This is a genomic window from Shewanella insulae (genome assembly GCF_009831655.1).
Classification (GTDB): Bacteria; Pseudomonadota; Gammaproteobacteria; order Enterobacterales; family Shewanellaceae; genus Shewanella; species Shewanella insulae.
Genome location: NZ_WRPA01000006.1, coordinates 177,615 through 196,648 on the forward strand (window position 1 = coordinate 177,615; position 19,034 = coordinate 196,648).

The 19,034-nt window shown below is 52.8% G+C and carries 16 protein-coding genes and 6 tRNA genes; 21 read left to right on the plus strand and 1 reads right to left on the minus strand.

Features of this window, described 5'->3' with window-relative positions; genetic code table 11:
* Window positions 1–34: 34 nt before the first annotated feature.
* The 9 genes from eno to rpoS all read left to right on the plus strand — a co-directional run bounded on the left by eno (window position 35) and on the right by rpoS (window position 7,474).
* Window positions 35–1,330, plus strand: coding sequence for a phosphopyruvate hydratase (gene eno / locus GNT65_RS08860; RefSeq protein WP_160795366.1), 1,296 nt, complete (start codon window positions 35–37; stop codon window positions 1,328–1,330).
* Between the two features lie 99 nt (window positions 1,331–1,429).
* A complete protein-coding gene (gene ftsB / locus GNT65_RS08865; protein ID WP_160795368.1) occupies window positions 1,430–1,732 on the plus strand; it encodes a cell division protein FtsB in 303 nt (100 codons plus the stop codon).
* A 41-nt stretch (window positions 1,733–1,773) separates the two neighbouring features.
* Entirely contained in the window at window positions 1,774–2,502 is a 729-nt protein-coding gene (gene ispD, locus GNT65_RS08870; RefSeq protein WP_160795370.1) for a 2-C-methyl-D-erythritol 4-phosphate cytidylyltransferase, read from the plus strand.
* Window positions 2,503–2,505: 3 nt separating this feature from the next.
* On the plus strand, window positions 2,506–2,991 hold the full coding sequence (gene ispF / locus GNT65_RS08875; protein WP_160795372.1) for a 2-C-methyl-D-erythritol 2,4-cyclodiphosphate synthase: 486 nt from the start codon (window positions 2,506–2,508) through the stop codon (window positions 2,989–2,991).
* A gap of 9 nt (window positions 2,992–3,000) precedes the next feature.
* On the plus strand, window positions 3,001–4,068 hold the full coding sequence (truD, locus tag GNT65_RS08880; protein ID WP_160795374.1) for a tRNA pseudouridine(13) synthase TruD: 1,068 nt from the start codon (window positions 3,001–3,003) through the stop codon (window positions 4,066–4,068).
* Window positions 4,061–4,810: a 5'/3'-nucleotidase SurE gene (gene surE / locus GNT65_RS08885; protein WP_160795376.1), complete on the plus strand. Its 750-nt coding sequence runs from the start codon at window positions 4,061–4,063 to the stop codon at window positions 4,808–4,810. The genes truD and surE overlap by 8 nt, the downstream gene beginning before the upstream one ends.
* Window positions 4,807–5,442, plus strand: a complete 636-nt coding sequence (locus tag GNT65_RS08890; RefSeq protein ID WP_160795378.1) for a protein-L-isoaspartate(D-aspartate) O-methyltransferase — start codon at window positions 4,807–4,809, stop codon at window positions 5,440–5,442. The genes surE and GNT65_RS08890 overlap by 4 nt, the downstream gene beginning before the upstream one ends.
* A gap of 71 nt (window positions 5,443–5,513) precedes the next feature.
* Window positions 5,514–6,422: a peptidoglycan DD-metalloendopeptidase family protein gene (locus tag GNT65_RS08895; protein ID WP_244952144.1), complete on the plus strand. Its 909-nt coding sequence runs from the start codon at window positions 5,514–5,516 to the stop codon at window positions 6,420–6,422.
* 77 nt (window positions 6,423–6,499) lie between these two features.
* A complete protein-coding gene (gene rpoS / locus GNT65_RS08900; RefSeq protein WP_160795382.1) occupies window positions 6,500–7,474 on the plus strand; it encodes an RNA polymerase sigma factor RpoS in 975 nt (324 codons plus the stop codon).
* 272 nt (window positions 7,475–7,746) lie between these two features.
* On the opposite strand, the gene mutS is transcribed toward rpoS, so the two are convergent.
* Complete coding sequence (mutS, locus tag GNT65_RS08905) at window positions 7,747–10,314, minus strand: DNA mismatch repair protein MutS (protein WP_160795383.1); 2,568 nt, start codon at window positions 10,312–10,314, stop codon at window positions 7,747–7,749.
* A 330-nt stretch (window positions 10,315–10,644) separates the two neighbouring features.
* On the opposite strand from mutS, the gene recA reads away from it, so the two are divergent.
* From recA to oadA, 12 genes are all read left to right on the plus strand, one after another.
* Complete coding sequence (recA, locus tag GNT65_RS08910; protein ID WP_160795384.1) at window positions 10,645–11,706, plus strand: recombinase RecA; 1,062 nt, start codon at window positions 10,645–10,647, stop codon at window positions 11,704–11,706.
* An 86-nt stretch (window positions 11,707–11,792) separates the two neighbouring features.
* Window positions 11,793–12,239, plus strand: coding sequence for a recombination regulator RecX (recX, locus tag GNT65_RS08915; protein WP_338091767.1), 447 nt, complete (start codon window positions 11,793–11,795; stop codon window positions 12,237–12,239).
* A gap of 243 nt (window positions 12,240–12,482) precedes the next feature.
* Entirely contained in the window at window positions 12,483–15,107 is a 2,625-nt protein-coding gene (gene alaS, locus GNT65_RS08920; RefSeq protein WP_160795387.1) for an alanine--tRNA ligase, read from the plus strand.
* A gap of 306 nt (window positions 15,108–15,413) precedes the next feature.
* A complete protein-coding gene (gene csrA, locus GNT65_RS08925; RefSeq protein ID WP_011865020.1) occupies window positions 15,414–15,611 on the plus strand; it encodes a carbon storage regulator CsrA in 198 nt (65 codons plus the stop codon).
* A 213-nt stretch (window positions 15,612–15,824) separates the two neighbouring features.
* Window positions 15,825–15,916 (plus strand) — tRNA-Ser (locus GNT65_RS08930).
* A gap of 21 nt (window positions 15,917–15,937) precedes the next feature.
* A tRNA-Arg gene (locus GNT65_RS08935) sits at window positions 15,938–16,014 on the plus strand.
* Window positions 16,015–16,051: 37 nt separating this feature from the next.
* Window positions 16,052–16,128, plus strand: a tRNA-Arg gene (locus GNT65_RS08940).
* 26 nt (window positions 16,129–16,154) lie between these two features.
* Window positions 16,155–16,231, plus strand: a tRNA-Arg gene (locus GNT65_RS08945).
* Window positions 16,232–16,284: 53 nt separating this feature from the next.
* A tRNA-Arg gene (locus GNT65_RS08950) sits at window positions 16,285–16,361 on the plus strand.
* A gap of 8 nt (window positions 16,362–16,369) precedes the next feature.
* A tRNA-Ser gene (locus tag GNT65_RS08955) sits at window positions 16,370–16,461 on the plus strand.
* Between the two features lie 480 nt (window positions 16,462–16,941).
* Window positions 16,942–17,181, plus strand: a complete 240-nt coding sequence (locus GNT65_RS08960) for an OadG family protein (RefSeq protein WP_338091768.1) — start codon at window positions 16,942–16,944, stop codon at window positions 17,179–17,181.
* 19 nt (window positions 17,182–17,200) lie between these two features.
* Window positions 17,201–19,030 carry a sodium-extruding oxaloacetate decarboxylase subunit alpha gene (gene oadA / locus GNT65_RS08965; RefSeq protein ID WP_160795391.1) on the plus strand — a complete coding sequence of 610 codons (1,830 nt, stop codon included), beginning with the start codon at window positions 17,201–17,203 and terminating at the stop codon, window positions 19,028–19,030.
* Window positions 19,031–19,034 lie beyond the last annotated feature (4 nt).

A 19,034-nucleotide genomic window follows, 5' to 3' on the forward strand; every position in this document is an offset into this window, starting at 1 on the left:
AAACTTAAATCTTAAACTTAAAGTCGAGGAAATTATGGCTAAAATTATCAATGTCATTGGTCGCGAGATCATGGATTCACGCGGTAACCCAACGGTTGAAGCGGAAGTTCATCTAGATGGCGGTTTCGTAGGCATGGCAGCTGCTCCATCTGGCGCATCTACCGGTAGCCGCGAAGCACTAGAGCTGCGTGATGGTGACAAGAGCCGTTACATGGGTAAAGGCGTTTTGACCGCTGTGGCTAACATCAACGGTCAGATCCGTGACGCCCTAATAGGTAAAGATGCGACGGCGCAAGCCGAGCTGGATCAGATCATGATCGACCTGGATGGCACTGAAAACAAAGACAAGCTGGGCGCAAACGCTATCCTGGCTGTGTCTCTGGCTGCTGCTAAAGCCGCTGCTGCCTTCAAAGGCATGCCTCTGTACGCGCACATCGCCGAGCTAAACGGTACTCCAGGTCAGTACTCTATGCCTGTACCTATGATGAACATCCTTAACGGTGGTGAGCACGCCGACAACAACGTTGATATCCAAGAGTTCATGGTTCAGCCTGTTGGTGCTAAGAGCTTCCGTGAAGCGCTACGCATGGGCGCCGAGATCTTCCACAACCTGAAGAAGGTGCTACAAGAGAAGGGTCTTAACACGGCTGTGGGTGATGAAGGTGGTTTCGCGCCAAACCTGGCCTCTAACGCCGATGCGCTTGCTGTGATCAAGGTTGCGGTAGAAAAAGCCGGTTACAAGCTGGGTGAAGACGTGACGCTGGCCCTCGACTGTGCCGCCTCTGAATTTTACAAAGACGGTCAGTACGACCTGTCTGGCGAAGGCAAGGTATTTGACTCAAACGGTTTCTCTGACTTCCTGAAGTCACTGACCGAAGAGTACCCAATCGTTTCTATCGAAGATGGCCTGGACGAGTCAGATTGGGATGGCTGGGCATACCAGACTCAAATCCTGGGCGACAAGATCCAGCTAGTGGGTGACGATCTGTTCGTAACCAACACTAAGATCCTGAGCCGTGGTATCGAGAACAAGATCGCTAACTCTATCCTGATCAAGTTCAACCAGATTGGTTCTCTGACCGAGACGCTGGCGGCAATCCGCATGGCGAAAGATGCTGGTTACACTGTGGTTATCTCTCACCGTAGCGGCGAGACCGAAGATGCGACCATTGCGGATCTGGCGGTAGCGACTGCGGCAGGCCAAATCAAGACCGGCTCTCTGTGTCGTAGTGACCGTGTTGCTAAGTACAACCAACTGCTACGTATCGAAGAGCAGTTAGGTGAAAAAGCACCTTACAAGGGTCGTAGCGAGATCAAAGGCCAAGCATAACCGAGTTTTTACGGTTAATTTGGTAAAAGGCCACCACTTGGTGGCCTTTTTTGTTGTAATATCAGTTCAGCCTTTTAACAGAGATAAAGCCCATTAAGGATGAAGCGACTTCTTATCGCCATGTTTGTGCTGCTTGGTCTGCTCCAGTATCGACTCTGGTGGGGACAAAATAGCCTTCCCGAATCTTTTCAGCTGCAGGAACAGATCAAGCTGCAGCGTGAGAGTAACGCCAAACTCATCGAACGAAATCAGGTACTCAAAGAAGAGATTCTCGACCTTAGACGCGGTACCGAGGCGCTGGAAGAACGCGCCCGTAACGAGTTGGGGATGGTGAAACAGGGAGAGACCTTCTTTCGCGTAGTGGGTGAGCCTCAGCGTAAAGCCGAGATCGGCGGGCAATAGCCTCAGCCGGTTTCGCCTAAAACTGACACGAGTTAACACCGATGACAAGTCGCATACAAGAGCTGGTTGCTATTGTACCCGCCGCCGGGATCGGCGCGCGAATGGGCGCCGAGATCCCCAAGCAATACCTGATGTTAAATCATCAACCTATTCTGGCGCACACCCTAGATCGCCTGTTGGAACATCCGCGTATCGACAAGGTGATCCTGGCCCTGAGTTCAGAAGATACCCACTTCGCCAAGCTGACCCAGGCGAGCCACCCCAAGCTGATGACAGTAATCGGCGGTAAAGAGCGCGCCGATTCTGTGCTGAACGCCCTCAAGGCGGCACCGAGTGATGCCTGGGCGCTTGTGCATGATGCGGCCCGTCCCTGCTTAAGTGCGGCCGATATCGACAAGCTGATCGCCGCCTGTGAGACTGAAGCGGGTAGTCAGCAGGGGGCCATCCTCGCCATGCCGGTGCGGGACACCATGAAGCGTGCAGGCAAAGGCGGCGCGATACAAGAGACGGTATGCCGCGAGAACCTCTGGCATGCGCTCACCCCTCAGCTGTTTCCCGTGACCAGTCTTAAGCAAAATTTGACCAAGGCCCTGGCGGAAGGTGTTGCCATTACCGATGAGGCCTCGGCGATGGAGTGGGCCGGTGACCAGCCGCTGTTGGTTAGCGGGCGTTTCGACAACATCAAGGTGACCCATCCTGAGGATCTGCAGCTGGCGGCGCTGTTTCTGCAGGTGGCCGCGAGTGATTCCAATTCCAATACAGGTGAATGACAGATGAATATACGTATCGGCCATGGTTTCGATGTGCATAAATTTGGCGGCGAGCTGCCGCTTATCCTAGGCGGCGTGGAAGTCCCCTATGATACTGGGCTGGTGGCCCATTCTGACGGTGACGTGGTGCTGCATGCCATTTCAGATGCGATTCTCGGCGCCATGGCGCTTGGAGATATCGGCAAACATTTTCCCGACACCGACCCAGAGTTTAAGGGGGCCGACAGCCGCGTGCTGCTGCGCCACTGCTACCGACTGGCGCTGGATAAGGGCTATCGGCTTGGCAACCTGGATGTCACTATTATTGCCCAGGCGCCTAAGATGCTGCCCCACATTCAGTCGATACGCGAGTGTCTGAGCGCAGATCTTGAAAGTGACGTAGACGCGATCAACGTTAAGGCCACCACCACTGAGAAGCTTGGCTTTACCGGACGCAAAGAGGGGATAGCGGTGGAAGCCGTGGTGCTGATGTGCGCCGCCCCGAGATAAGAGAGAGTTATGACCCCACTACACTATTTGCATGGCCAGCCCGAGGCGAGCGCCGACCTAAGAACCTTCAACAGCGACTTTATCGTGCAGGAGATCTTGCCATTCCTCCCGACGGGCGAGGGCGAGCATCATATGCTGCACATTCGCAAGGAGGGGTTAAATACCGCCGATGTGGCGCGCATGCTCTCAAGTTTTTCCGGGGTGCACCCTAAAGAGGTGACCTTTGCCGGGCAAAAAGATAGGCACGCCATCACAGAGCAGTGGTTTGGGGTGCGTATTCCCGGCAAGAGTATGCCCGACTGGCAGTCGCTCAACAGCGAGCAGCTCACCGTGCTTTCCAGTGCCCGTCACGGCAAGAAGCTGCGCACCGGCGCCCTGGCGGGTAACCGTTTCACCTTAACCCTAAGGGCCGTGTCTGACATGGATGCGCTGGTGCGGCGCATCGAGCTGATTAAAGCCACTGGCGTGCCTAACTATTTTGGTGAGCAACGCTTCGGTCATGATGGTAAGAACCTGATTTTCGGTCGTCAGATGCTCGCTGGACGCAAGAAGGTGAAAGACAGAAATAAGCGCAGCATCTTTCTCTCGGCGGTGCGCTCTCATCTCTTCAACCAGGTAGTGAGCGAGCGCTTGCGTCAACAAGAGCTCAAAACACTCGATGGCGACTGTGTAATGCTGGCCGGCAGCAAGAGCTACTTCGTAGCCAACCCCTGGGATGGCGAGCTGAATGGCCGCCTGGCGGAAAAAGATATTCAACTCTCGGCGCCCATGTGGGGTAGGGGGCAGGCGCTGTGCGAGGCCGAGGCGTTAGCCTTCGAGAAGAGCGTTTGTGACCAGTACCCAGAGGATCTTGCCGGTCTCGAGCAGGCGGGGCTGAATCAGGAGCGTCGCCCGCTGCTCCTAGCGCCCCAGCAGCTAAGCTATGAGATCCAGGATGACACCTTAGTGCTCAAGTTTGCTCTGCCGGCTGGCAGTTTTGCGACCTCAGTGCTAAGGGAACTGGTGAATTATCAAGATGTCAAAGAGCGGGAATATCAGGCCAGAAAGGCAGCAGCGAGCGAGCAAGCCCATGATTAAGATATTGGTAAGCAATGATGATGGCATCACGGCGCCGGGGATCGCGGCCCTGTCCAATGCCCTGGCAAAGCATTTTGACGTGATGACGGTCGGTCCGGATCGTAACTGTTCGGGTGCCAGTAATTCGTTAACCTTGACTAACCCTTTGCGAATTAATAAGTTAGATAATGGTTATATTTCCGTCAGCGGAACGCCGACCGATTGCGTGCATCTGGCGATCCGTGAGTTTTATGCCAATGAGCCGGATATCGTGGTCTCCGGTATCAATGCCGGGGCTAATATGGGGGATGATACCCTCTATTCCGGAACAGTCGCGGCGGCGATGGAGGGGCGTTTCCTCGGTTTTCCAGCCATTGCCATCTCTCTGGTGGGGCGAGAGCTGAAGCACTATGACACGGCGGCCTATTATGCCTGTAAGATAGTGGCCGGTTTGATCGATAGCCCCATCGCATCGGATCAGATCTTAAATGTGAATGTACCGGACCTGCCGTTGGATGAGATCAAGGGCATTAGAGTCACCAGGCTTGGGGCCAGACACAGGGCCGAAGGCATGGTGCGCATGCAAGATCCTGCCGGAAGGGATATATTTTGGCTCGGCCCACCAGGTGAGGAGCAAGATGCCAGCGAAGGCACAGACTTTCACGCCGTGGCCAACGGCTATGTGTCAGTCACACCCTTGACGGTAGATCTGACCGCATTTGAACAAGTACCAAAAATAAAGCAATGGATAGAGCAATTATGAATGGGGTAGCCACCACGGCGGCATTGAATCTGGCACGTCACCTTCAGGGGGCGGGGATTGCTAATGCCGATGTCTTATCTGTGGTGGCGAAAACGCCACGAGAATTGTTTCTCGACGCAGCCCTGGGCCACAAGGCCTATGAAAATACTGCTCTGCCCATAGGCCAGGGACAAACCATCTCTCAACCTTATATCGTGGCGCGTATGACCGAGCTACTGCTTGAGTCTCATCCCAAGCGGGTATTGGAAATAGGCACTGGTTCTGGCTATCAGGCGGCTATTTTGGCGCAGCTGGTGGACGAGCTCTGCACGGTTGAGCGGATCAAGAGCCTGCAGATCCAGGCGCGGCAACGTCTCAAGCGGCTCGATCTGCATAATGTCTCCTTTAAATATGGCGACGGCTGGAAGGGGTGGGCCAACAAGGGCCCCTTCGACGCCATCATGGTGACGGCTGCCGCCAGCAGCTTGCCCCAGGCGTTACTGCAACAGCTGGCCGATGGCGGTGTACTGGTGATCCCCGTAGGAGAAGAGACCCAACAGTTGATGCGTGTGGTTCGCAGTGGCGATCAATTTCATTCCCAGACCATAGAGATGGTGAAGTTTGTGCCTTTGGTCAATGGTGAACTTGCCTAGTGGTCGTTATGTCTTGCGCCGATTCAAAAGAAAGTAGGGGAGCCGCTATGCTAAGCCCCCCGAATCGGTTTATGTTTTTTCATCGTCCTCTCCTAATAGCGTGCGTCTTCGCGTTTGTCGGTCTGTTGAGCGGGTGTAGCTTTCAGGCGCATACTCCTGCCCCCGTCGTAAACGTCAACACGCCGGTGAAGAAAGCCTATAAGCGGGGAGGCCTCACCTCCGACCACTACAAGGTGAAGCGTGGTGACACCCTCTACTCGATCGCTTGGGCGGCTAACAAAGATTTTGCCGAAATAGCCCGATATAACGGGCTTCGTAAGCCCTATACCATCTATCCGGGGCAGGTTTTAAAGCTTAAATCGACAAACACTGTTACAAATAGAAAGACCAAGTACAACGCTCAGGTATCGAGCAAAAAAACGCAACCAAAGACGGTGAAAAGTCAACCTAAACAAACAGTTAAGCCTAAGCAGCAGACGACCGCCAGTAAAATGACACCGGCGAAAAAATCGCTTGATCGGGGCGATAAATCTGCGTACGCTGTAACAACTGGTCAACAAAATGTTAACGGTGTTATCCACAAGCCCAGTAGCACCCTACCTAAGAAGGTTCAGCGCTGGCATTGGCCCGTTAAGGGCAAGTTGATCGGCAAATTCTCTACCAAGGAACAAGGTAATAAAGGAATTAAGATCGCAGGATCCCGAGGCGATCGCATTCAGGCCGCCGCCGATGGGCGCGTGGTGTATGCGGGAAATGCGCTAAGAGGATATGGCAATCTGGTGATCATTAAGCATAGCGATGACTATCTCAGTGCTTATGCCCATGCCGATAAGATCTTAGTAAAAGAGAAGCAGTTCGTTACCGCAGGACAAACAGTAGCGAGTATGGGACAAACGGGCACCAATAGGGTGATGCTGCATTTCGAAATTCGGTATCACGGTAAATCCGTCGACCCACTTAAATTTTTGCCTAAATCATAATTTTATAGGCGCCATTTTGGCAATTGGAGGACAGTAAAGTGCAGTAAATTAGCATGTAAAATTTGGGAGAGCATATTATGGGTCGTAAACAATCTACCGCCGTGGCGGAGCCCTTGGTTGACTTGTCTAAGAATGAGTCTGATCTATCAGCTAGCAACAGCAAGGAGGTAATGAAAGACGCAGAACTAGAACAGCAAGTACAAGATGACTTACAAAAGAACTTAGATGCCACACAGTTGTATCTGAGTGAAATTGGATTTTCCCCCCTATTGAGTGCGGAAGAGGAGGTTTATTTCTCACGTAAGGCCCTAAAAGGCTGTGATAAATCTCGCAACCGTATGATTGAGAGTAATCTCAGACTCGTCGTAAAAATTGCACGTCGTTATAATAATCGTGGTTTAGCCTTACTGGATCTGATTGAAGAAGGTAACTTAGGTTTGATCCGCGCGGTCGAGAAATTCGATCCCGAACGCGGCTTCCGTTTTTCAACCTATGCCACCTGGTGGATCCGTCAGACCATAGAACGTGCCATCATGAACCAAACCCGTACTATTCGCCTGCCTATTCATGTGGTGAAGGAACTGAATGTTTACCTTCGCACCGCCAGGGAACTCGCGCACAAGCTAGATCATGAGCCTACCGCCGAAGAGATCGCCGAGCAGTTAGACTTGCCAAGTAGCGATGTGAGCAAGATGCTTAAGCTTAATGAGCGTATTACCTCGGTCGATACCCCACTCGGTGGCGACAACGATAAGGCACTGCTGGACGTATTAGCCGATGACGATAGCGTGGGCCCAGACTACAAGGTGCAAGACGATGATATGTCTAAGTCTGTTGTGCGCTGGCTCGACGAGCTGAACAGCAAACAGAGAGAGGTTCTTGCCCGCCGTTTTGGTCTACTTGGCTATGAGCCATCGACCCTTGAGAATGTCGGTAAAGAGATAGGTCTCACCCGAGAGAGAGTTCGTCAGATCCAGGTGGAAGCCCTGAAGCGGTTGAGGGATCTGCTCAGTGCACAAGGATTATCGGTAGAAGCTATCTTCAGAGTATAAAATGGGTATCGGGGTGTAGGCTTAAGGACCGACTGCAATAATCTTGATATCGCCTATTTTGGTTACTGTTGGTGTCTTATGTTGTAACCATTGGGCTATAAAAAATGCTAGCGTCTTATGGAGAAAATAAGCGGTAAGTGTCCTAAGGTGTAACCTGTGTCTTGAAGAGCCGACCCCAGAATAAAAAAAAGCGCACCCTAAGAGGTGCGCTTTTTGCTATCTAGGTTTTGAAAGTCAACTGAGCTCTATTTACCTTTAAGCTCTCAATTATCCTAGCGTAGCTGCTTGAGCTCATAGAGGAGATCCAGTGCCTGTCTCGGTGTTAGGCTATCGGGATCTATGGTATCTAACCTGTCTAAGGCCTGTGAGGTTTCCGGCATGGCCAGACTCAGCTGGGCCTGTCTCAGTTCGGGGAGCCCCTCCTCTCTATCCCGGCTCTCAAGATGATGCAGCTTGTGCTTGGCGGCCTGAACCACCTTGGCCGGAACCCCGGCCAGCGCCGCCACCTGAAGGCCATAACTCTTACTCGCCGCCCCCTCCTGTACCGCGTGCATGAAGGCAATGGTATCGTCATGCTCTATGGCATCAAGATGTACGTTGGCCACGTTTTCCATCTGCTCCGGCAGCTGTGTCAACTCGAAATAGTGGGTGGCGAACAGGGTCATAGACTTTAAATTTTGTGCCAGATGTTCGGCGGCGGACCAGGCCAGCGACAGACCATCATAGGTCGAGGTGCCGCGGCCAATCTCGTCCATCAACACCAGGCTCTCTGGCGTGGCGTTATGCAGTATGTTGGCGGTTTCCGTCATCTCTACCATGAAGGTCGAGCGGCCTGAGGCGAGATCGTCTGCGGCGCCGATGCGGGTAAAGATGCGATCCACGGGGCCAATGGCGGCCTTCTGGGCCGGTACGAAGCTGCCGATATGGGCCATCAGGGTGATCAGTGCCACCTGACGCATATAGGTCGACTTACCGCCCATGTTAGGACCTGTCACGATCAGCATACGCCTTGCCGGGTCGAGGGTGACAGGGTTGGCAATAAACGGCGTCTGACTGACGCGCTCGACCACTGGGTGCCTTCCCGCCTCGATATGTATGCCGCCCTGGGCCGTGAGCTCTGGTCTATGATAGTCCAGCTGTTCGGCCCGCTCGGCGAAGTTGGTGATCACGTCAAGCTCGGCGGCCGCGCGGGCAAAGGCCTGCAGCTCGTGTAGGCGGGGCATCAGTAGATCGAACAGCTCTTCCCACAGCTGTTTCTCAAGCGCTAGCGCCTTGCCCTGACTGGAGAGCACCTTCTCCTCATGTTCTTTCAGCTCGGCGACTATGTATCGCTCGGTATTTTTCAGTGTCTGTCTACGCTGGTAGCTCATAGGCACCAGATCCGACTCGCGGCGACTCACCTCTATGTAGTAGCCGTGCACCCGGTTGTAGCCCACCTTCAGGGTCGAGGCGCCGGTGGCCGCCTTCTCCCGTGCTTCCAGCTCGGCGAGGTAGTCGGTGGCGCCCTGACTGAGCCTGCGCCATTCATCCAGCTCGCTGTGATAGCCCTCTTTGAGCACCCCACCGTCGCGGATCAGCATAGGCGGATTATCGACGATGGCGCGGCTGAGCAGGGCGCGCTCCTCGGGGAAGTCTCCCAGGTGACTCGAGAGGGTCTTGAGATGAGGGCTGTTGCAGTCAGCTAGCTGTTGTTGTATCTCGGGCAGCAGAGCTAGGGCCTGACGCAGACGGGCAAAGTCACGTGGGCGTGCGCTACGAATGGCCAGACGCGCCGTGATACGTTCTATGTCACCCAAGGCTTTTAGCTGTTCATGTAGGCTTTCGTGATAGCCATTGTCCAGCAGCTCGTCGATGGCATCATGACGGGCGCGGATGATGTTGTGGTTACGCAGCGGCTCGTGGATCCAGCGTTGTAACATACGGCTACCCATAGGGGTCGCCGTGTTGTCCAGTACCGAGGCCAGGGTGTTGTCGCTACCGCCTTGCAGGTTGCGGGTCAGTTCCAGGTTCTTACGGGTGGCCGCATCCAGTACTATGCTGTCGCACTGGTTGAAACGGGTGATAGCGTTGATATGGGGCAGGGCGGTTCGCTGGGTATCTTTTACATACTGGATAAGACAGCCGGCCGCCTGTAGCGATAGCCTGACTTCCCCCAGGCCAAAGCCATAGAGATCTTTGGTACCGAACTGTTCCAGCAGCAGCTTGTAACTGGTGTCGTAGTCGAACTCCCATTCCGGGCGGCGACGCTTACCCGACAGTGAGGCGATCAAAGCCGGCTCGCTGAAATCTTCGCTGTAGAGCAGCTCTGCGGGGTTGGTGCGTTGCAGCTCGGCTTCCAGCGCCTCTTTGCTGGCCAGCTCGGTGACCACGAAGCGCCCGGATGAGACATCCAGGGTCGCGTAACCAAAGCCCACCTTGCCATGATAGACGGCGGCCAGCAGGTTGTCTTGTCGCTCTTGTAGCAGAGCCTCATCTGTGAGGGTACCCGGGGTGACAATACGGACAATCTTACGCTCCACCGGGCCCTTGGTGGTGGCGGGATCGCCTATCTGCTCGCAGATGGCTACTGATACCCTGAGCTGTACCAGTTTGGCCAGATAACCTTCCACCGCATGGTAGGGGATACCGGCCATGGGGATAGGGTCACCGCCGCTCTTGCCGCGGGCAGTCAGGGAGATCCCCAGCAGCTCTGAGGCCAGCTTAGCATCGTCGTAGAAGAGCTCGTAAAAATCTCCCATACGATAAAAAAGCAACATATCTGGGGTTTCGGCCTTCAGCGTCAGATATTGACGCATCATGGGGGTGTGCTTTTCAAGATGTTGAGTATCGATGGCGTTCATGAGTTAACCAAGATTTCCTGCTGCAAAAATGTCTGTGAGAGCCCTGTGGCTTGGACAGAATGAATGGCCTCAATACTAACAATAAAATGATGGCGGTTGCGCGTTTATCCTGCCTGTTTGGGTAAATTTAGTGCTAATGCGCTTGAGAGCATTTGACCTGTTTTGATTAAGGAAGGACAAAAATAATCGCATACAGTACTTGATACTGTATGATTGTACAGTATACTAGTTTGCATATTGAGACAGCCTAAAGCGATGCGGAAACGGTCTGCGTGCTTTAACTTAACGGATACCCCACAGCGCAGCGTCTGTGATTGAGAGGAAAGCAGAATGAAGATTGATGCGAATAAAGAGAAAGCCCTGAGCGCGGTCCTTGGCCAGATTGAGAAGCAGTTTGGTAAAGGCTCTATCATGAAGCTAGGTGAAAACCGCTCTATGGATGTTGAGACTATCTCAACGGGTTCTCTATCGCTTGATGTTGCATTGGGTGCAGGTGGTCTGCCACTGGGTCGTATCGTTGAGATCTATGGTCCTGAATCTTCGGGTAAGACAACCCTTACACTGGAAGTGATCGCAGCTGCCCAGCGCGAAGGTAAGGTTTGTGCCTTCATCGATGCCGAGCACGCACTGGACCCTATCTATGCGCAAAAACTCGGTGTGGATATCGATAACCTACTTTGTTCTCAGCCTGACACCGGTGAGCAGGCGCTTGAGATCTGTGACGCCCTGACGCGCTCTGGTGCCGTAGATGTAATCATCGTCGACTCGGTTGCGGCCCTGACGCCTAAGGCGGAAATTGAGGGTGAGATCGGTGATTCTCACATGGGTCTAGCGGCGCGTATGATGAGTCAGGCGATGCGTAAGCTAGCGGGTAACCTGAAGCAATCTAACACCTTGCTGATCTTCATCAACCAGATCCGTATGAAGATAGGTGTCATGTTCGGTAACCCAGAGACCACAACCGGTGGTAACGCCCTTAAGTTCTATGCCTCTGTACGTTTGGATATTCGCCGCACCGGCGCTATTAAAGATCGTGAAGAGGTCGTTGGTAACGAGACCCGTGTGAAGGTAGTGAAGAACAAGATCGCCGCACCATTCAAGCAGGCAGAGTTCCAGATCCTTTATGGTGAAGGTATTAACCGTACCGGTGAGTTGGTGGATCTTGGTGTGACACATAAGTTAGTCGAGAAATCTGGCGCCTGGTATAGCTATAAGGGCGACAAGATAGGCCAGGGCCGAGCCAATGCCGGTAAGTACCTGGTAGAGAATCCTGAGGTTGCGGCGGAAATCGAACAGGCACTGCGCGCCATGCTACTCGGCAGTGGTGAAGTAGTTGCCGAGTCGGCTACAGGCGATGAGAACATCGACCTGGAAACCGGTGAAGTATTTTAAGCTTGACCGTTTCAGCTAAGCCTTTCTTAATGACACTGGCTTTGTGATGACAATGGTTCTTTCATGAGAACGTTTTTTTCATGACTATGTCGGCGATGCAAGTAGCGGTGGGTCTCCTGGCCCGCCGCGATTATTCCCGCTATCAGATAAAGAGTAAGTTGACTCAGAAAGGCTTTCTAGATGGCGAAATAGAGTCTGTTCTTGGTCAATGTGAAAGCCAGGGGTATCTCGATGATGCCAGGTTTGCCGCGCTCTTGTTGCGATCTCATATCGCCAAGGGCCATGGCCAGAACAAGATACGCCAGTCTATGTCCCAGAAGGGGCTGACCAGAGAGATTATCGAGTCTACCTTCAATCAGAGCGATTGTGACTGGTTCGAGCTGGCGAGACAGAAAGCCGCCAAAAAATACGCCACTAGCGGCCCCATTCAAGATCAGAAAGATCGCGCCAGACGGGTGCGTTATCTTCTCTCCCAAGGTTTCGGCTTCGATCAGGTCGCCTATGCCTTAGAGGTAGACCCTGACTTCGACTAACACCTAGGGCCACATTGGATCCCGTTTAGACGCCAGACCACTATCCTGACTTGGCCTTATATCCTTCATGTTCTACTTCTAATCGACCCATTAGAAACTTAGGCTTTTTACGCTTTCTTTGGGGATCCTCGGCTAAACCTCTGGTTGTTCACCCATAGACTGCTTATAATGCTGGGCTAACTGAGCATTCGTCGGTGAGCCTTTTGCTTTCATCGCTAAAACAATCAAATTCAGGATGATTTCATGTATCAAACCACTGCAGCGCTGAGAAGTGCTTTCTTGGAGTTTTTCCGCAGAAACGGTCACCAGGTTGTGGACAGCAGTTCACTGGTACCTGGCAATGATCCCACCTTGCTATTTACCAACGCAGGGATGAACCAGTTTAAAGATGTTTTCCTGGGGGAAGACAAGCGTGACTATAGCCGTGCCACCACGTCACAGCGTTGCGTGCGCGCCGGTGGTAAGCACAACGACCTGGATAATGTTGGTTACACCGCCCGTCACCACACCTTCTTCGAGATGCTAGGTAACTTCAGCTTCGGTGATTATTTCAAACAAGATGCGATTCGTTTCGCCTGGACCTTCCTGACAGAAGAACTCAAGCTGCCAAAAGAGCGTCTGTGTGTCACTATCTATGAGACAGACGATGAAGCCTTCGAGATTTGGAACAAAGAGATAGGCGTTGCGGCAGAGAACATCATCCGCATCGGCGATAATAAGGGTGCGCCATATGCCTCTGACAACTTCTGGCAGATGGGCGATACAGGTCCTTGCGGCCCTTGTACCGAGATCTTCTACGATCACGGCGAGCACATCTGGGGTGGCCGTCCCGGCACGCCGGAAGAAGATGGTGATCGCTTTATCGAGATCTGGAATATCGTATTTATGCAGTACAACCGTCAGGCCGACGGCGCTATGGATCCGCTGCCTAAGCCTTCTGTCGATACTGGTATGGGCATCGAGCGTATCGCCGCCATCATGCAGGGCGTACACTCGAACTATGAGATCGATATCTTCCAGTCTCTGATCAAGAAGACCGCCGAGATCCTGGGGGTTACGGATCTGGAGAACAAGTCGCTGCGCGTTGTCGCCGACCATATCCGTTCTTGCGCCTTCTTAGTGGCCGATGGGGTGATGCCGTCCAACGAGGGCCGTGGTTATGTACTGCGCCGCATCATTCGTCGCGCCGTGCGTCACGGTAACAAGCTAGGTGCTAACGAATCATTCTTTTACAAGCTGGTTCCTACACTGATCGAGGTGATGGGCGATGCCGCTAAAGAGCTGGTGGCGACCCAGGCTATCGTCGAAAAGGCGCTCAAGGCGGAAGAGGAGCAGTTTGCTCGTACTCTAGAACGTGGCCTGGGTATCCTCGATAATGCCCTGAGCCAGCTAGAGGGTAAGGAGCTTGACGGTGAGACAGCCTTTAAGCTGTACGACACCTATGGCTTCCCAGTTGATTTGACGGCTGACGTATGCCGCGAGCGTGATATCACTGTCGATGAGGCTGGCTTCGAGGCAGCCATGGCCGAGCAGCGTAGTCGCGCTCAGGCGGCCGGTCAGTTCGATACCGATTACAACGATAGCCTGAAGATCGATGCCGAAACCGAGTTTTGTGGTTACAGCGACCTTAACGGCGAAGCCAAGGTCATCGGTCTCTATGTCGATGGTCAGGCGGTTGACGCCCTGGCCGAAGGCGACCAAGGTGTTGTGGTGCTTGATAGCACGCCTTTCTACGGAGAATCTGGCGGTCAGTGTGGCGACAAGGGCCAGCTAAGCGCCGAAGGTGTCGAGTTCGAGGTGAAAGACACTCAAAAATATGGTCAGGCAATGGGCCATATCGGTCAGGTCAAGGCCGGTAGTATCGCTATGGGTCAAACCCTTAAGGCTGCGGTGGACAAGAAGCTAAGACATCGCACCGAGCTTAACCACTCTGTGACTCACTTACTGCACGCCGCGCTGCGTCAGGTGCTGGGTACTCACGTGAGCCAGAAGGGCTCGCTGGTTGAGCCTGAACGTCTGCGTTTCGACTTCTCTCATTTCGAAGCGGTTAAGCGTGAGGAGCTTAAGCAGGTCGAAGATCTGGTTAACACTCAGATCCGTCGTAACCACGAGCTGAAGGCCGAGGTGATGGATATCGACCAGGCGAAAGAGAAAGGCGCCATGGCCTTGTTTGGTGAGAAGTACGATTCTCAGGTTCGCGTGGTAACCATGGGTGACTTCTCTATCGAGCTATGTGGTGGTACTCATGTGGGCCGCACCGGCGATATCGGTCTGTTTAAGATCACCTCAGAGGGCGGTATCGCAGCCGGTATCCGTCGTATCGAGGCGGTCACCGGTGCTGCCGCTATCGCTTATGTGAGTGAGCAACAGGCTCAGCTTGAACAAGCGGCTTCCATGCTCAAAGGCGACAGCGCTTCTGTAGTGGCTAAGCTCAAAGCTCAGCTGGATAAGACCAAGCAACTTGAGAAGGAGCTGTCTCAGCTTAAAGACAAGTTAGCGGCGGCGACCAGTGCCGACTTGGCCGGAGAGGCCCAGGAACTAGCCGGCGTTAAGGTGCTGGTTAAGCAGCTCGAAGGTGTCAAAGCCGGTGCGCTACGTGGCCTGCAGGATGAGCTTAAGCAGAAGCTGCAATCTGGCATTGTAGTACTGGGCATTGCCGGAGACGCTAAGGTGAACCTTATCGCCGGTGTAACCAAAGACTTGACCGGTAAGGTCAAGGCTGGTGAGCTGGTGGCCATGGTGGCTGCTCAGGTGGGCGGTAAGGGCGGCGGACGCCCCGATATGGCTCAGGCCGGTGGTAGTGAGCCTGAGAAGTTAGCTGGCGCATTGGATTCTGTTATCCCTTGGTTGTCAGAACGTTTGGCCTAAGTTGGTCAGATAGAAAAAAGCGCTCCTAGAGCGCTTTTTTTGTGCCATATTGATTGAGGCTTAAGCTGAGGTACAGTTTAGAGTGTTAAATTTTATGCTGGTTTAATTGACAGTCCTTACTATCTTGGTTGTTTGTCAGGCATGTAGCAGATAAATCAGCGATGTGCGGCACATTTAAACGAATTAAGATGCAATAAAAGGGTGTTTTTTATCAGAACACTATTAATTTGTACTAAGCTGACCGTATAATAAGGTCATAACGGAATAATGCCGTATAAGCAGAATTAGGAACTAAAGGAGCAAAAAATGCTGATATTGACTCGTCGTGTTGGTGAAACACTGATGATTGGTGATGAAGTTACTGTCACCGTTTTAGGCGTAAAGGGTAATCAAGTTCGTATTGGTGTTAATGCACCAAAAGAAGTTTCAGTTCATCGTGAAGAGATTTATCAGCGCATTCAGTCTGAAAAGTCAGGTAGCTCTTCAGAAGGCGGCAATTTTTAAGCGATAGATTTAACCGGCGTTACACTATAAGAGTCAGCAAGTTTGCTGGCTTTTTTGTTTTTAGCTGACAGCTTTTTAACCATAACGGCGACATAGCATACAGGCCCTAAGGGGAAATAGGGATAACTGCTTAAAAACAGCTCAAACAGCATTTGTTTAGGAGAAATGGTTTGACTTATTTTCTTCAAACAGTAATATGTGCGCCAAGAAAACGGAGAGGTGGCCGAGTGGCCGAAGGCGCTCCCCTGCTAAGGGAGTATGGGCTTTAACTCCCATCGAGGGTTCGAATCCCTCCTTCTCCGCCATTTCTTAACTGACAAAACAGGGCGCGTGTAGCTCAGCTGGATAGAGTACCTGGCTACGAACCAGGCGGTCAGAGGTTCGAATCCTCTCACGCGTACCATTTGTTTTTCAGTAAAAGTAGGTTATAGATATAAGATGCGCGTGTAGCTCAGCTGGATAGAGTACCTGGCTACGAACCAGGCGGTCAGAGGTTCGAATCCTCTCACGCGTACCATCTCTTAACTTACTCGTTTTATCTGTGCGCGTGTAGCTCAGCTGGATAGAGTACCTGGCTACGAACCAGGCGGTCAGAGGTTCGAATCCTCTCACGCGTACCATATTTTAAATTCGACGGTTTTGGCCGTCGTTTTGTTTGAAAGCCTAGAATTTTGCGCGTGTAGCTCAGCTGGATAGAGTACCTGGCTACGAACCAGGCGGTCAGAGGTTCGAATCCTCTCACGCGTACCATTTTAGACGGAGAGGTGGCCGAGTGGCCGAAGGCGCTCCCCTGCTAAGGGAGTATGGGCTTTATCTCCCATCGAGGGTTCGAATCCCTCCTTCTCCGCCATTATTAAAACCCGTAACTTAGGTTACGGGTTTTTTTATGCCTATATTTCGACGCCTCTCTCAAATCCTATCTTTATCTGGCTAGTCAAGGCGTGGGCTTGACTAAAAATTGCATAATCTTGCATTCTTCCTTATCACACGTTCGTTTTCATGAATTCATTTTTCAGCTGGCTTAGGACTTTTTAATCTAATTCTAGATTCATGGGCTAAATTTTTAAGTGATCCGTAAAAATCATCGACTTTTATTGAGAATTAATCGACATGGTCTTATCAATTAGTCGTAGTTTGGTAAGACCAATTTACAAGGTGCTCGCCTTTTGTTATAGATTGGTTAAGGTTTCCTAAGTTGAGGCGATCTTTTTGCGCCCAAATCGGCGTCACCTGTCGATTTAAATGCGTGTGAGTTGAATAAATAGCATGTCGAGCGGCTAGGCCGTAAGTCTGATGTGCTCGATTAACCTGAGAGGATAGTATGGATTCAATGGCTGAACAGTTAATGGAAGCACTGATGATCATGGCGCTGGGAATGGGGTTGGTGTTTATCTTCCTAACTATACTCATTGGGGCCGTGAATCTGGTGGCCTGGAAATTTGCGCCTAAACCCAATCTTGCCCCCATCGCCGAGGCGAGCGAGGCACAAGTTACAAGCTTTCCAGGCATAGACCCTAAGATGGTCGCCGTTATTACCGCCGCCGTTCATCAATATCGCGCCAAAGCATAATTAGAAGTAGGGAGTTTTTATGAGCAAGCCACTTGCATTAACCGACGTCGTCCTGCGCGACGCGCATCAATCGATTCTTGCCACACGTCTTCGTATCGACGACATGCTTCCTATTGCCCCCTTGCTTGATAAAGTGGGCTTCTGGTCGCTGGAGTCCTGGGGCGGTGCCACCTTCGACGCCTGTATTCGGTATCTGGGTGAGGATCCTTGGGAGCGGATCCGTGAACTTAAGAAGGCGATGCCCAATACGCCCCAGCAGATGTTACTCAGGGGGCAGAATCTCTTAGGCTATCGCCACTATGGTGACGATCTGGTGCACAGGTTCGTGGAGCGTGCGCATCAAAATGGTGTGGACGTGTTCCGCATCTTCGATGCCATGAACGATGTGCGTAACCTGGAGACTGCGGTTAAATCTGTGGTTGAGGTGGGCGGGCATGCCCAGGGCACCATCTCCTACACCACTAGCCCGGTACATACCTTAGATACCTGGGTCGACATGGCTAAGCGTCTGGAAGACATGGGTTGTCACTCGCTCTGTATTAAGGATATGGCAGGCCTACTAAAACCCTTCGACGCCTTCGATCTTATCAGTCAGCTCAAGGCGCAGACCAACTTGATTGTCTCAATGCAATGCCACGCCACCACAGGCCTGAGTACGGCAACCTATCAAAAGGCGATCGAGGCTGGTATCGATGTGCTCGACACGGCAATCTCTTCGATGAGTCAAACCTACGGCCACAGCGCCACCGAAACCTTAGTCGCCATGGTGGAGGATACCGACAGGGCCACGGGTTATGACATGGCGCTGCTCGAGCAGATCGCCGCCTATTTCAGAGAGGTACGTAAGAAGTATGCCGCCTTCGAGGGTGAGCTCAAGGGGATCGACTCGCGTATTTTGCGTGCCCAGGTGCCGGGAGGCATGCTCACCAACATGGAGAATCAACTGAGAGAGCAGGGCGCCGCCGACAAGTTGGATCTGGTGCTCGAAGAGATCCCTAAGGTGCGTGAAGACCTGGGTTACCTTCCGCTGGTTACCCCGACCTCGCAGATCGTTGGCACCCAGGCGGTGATCAACGTGCTCACAGGTGAGCGTTATAAGTCGCTTACCAAGGAGACCGAAGGGGTACTCAAGGGCGAATATGGTGCCACGCCTGCGCCGGTAAACAGTGAGCTGCAGGCCAGGGTGCTGGCTGGTGGCGAGGCGATCTGCTGTCGCCCGGCAGATCTGTTGCCCAATGAGCTGGACAGCCTGAGAGCCGAGCTAAGTGAGAAGGCCGCCAGTGACCATATAAGCCTGGCAGATGAGCTGGACGACGATGTCTTGACCTATGCGCTCTTCCCGCAGATTGGCCTTAAGTTCCTCAAGAACCGTGATAACCCTGATGCCTTCGAGCCTAAACCTGAGGCGCCTCAAGCGGCAACTCAAGCCGCAACTCAAGCAACAACTCATGCCACACCGGCGAGCGAGCCGGTCGCTACGCGTCAGCCACAGGGCAAGGAGACCTATACGGTTAATGTTCAGGGGCAGAGCTTCGTGGTAGAGGTCTCTCCCGGCGGCGATATCAGCCAGATAGTCCCGAGCGAGAATGTGGTGCCTTTCGCGGCGCCAGAACCTGCTGCTCCATCTGTCGGCGACGGTGCGCCCATGAATGCGCCTCTGTCGGGCAACATCTTTAAGGTGAATGTCCAGCCAGGAGATGCGGTCAAGGCAGGCGATGTGGTGATCATCCTCGAGGCGATGAAGATGGAGACTGAGATCCGCGCCGAGGCCGATGGTGTGGTCGCCAAGGTCTGGGTCAAGGAAGGTGACTCTGTTGCCGTTGGCAATCAATTGCTTGCCATTGCATAGGAGC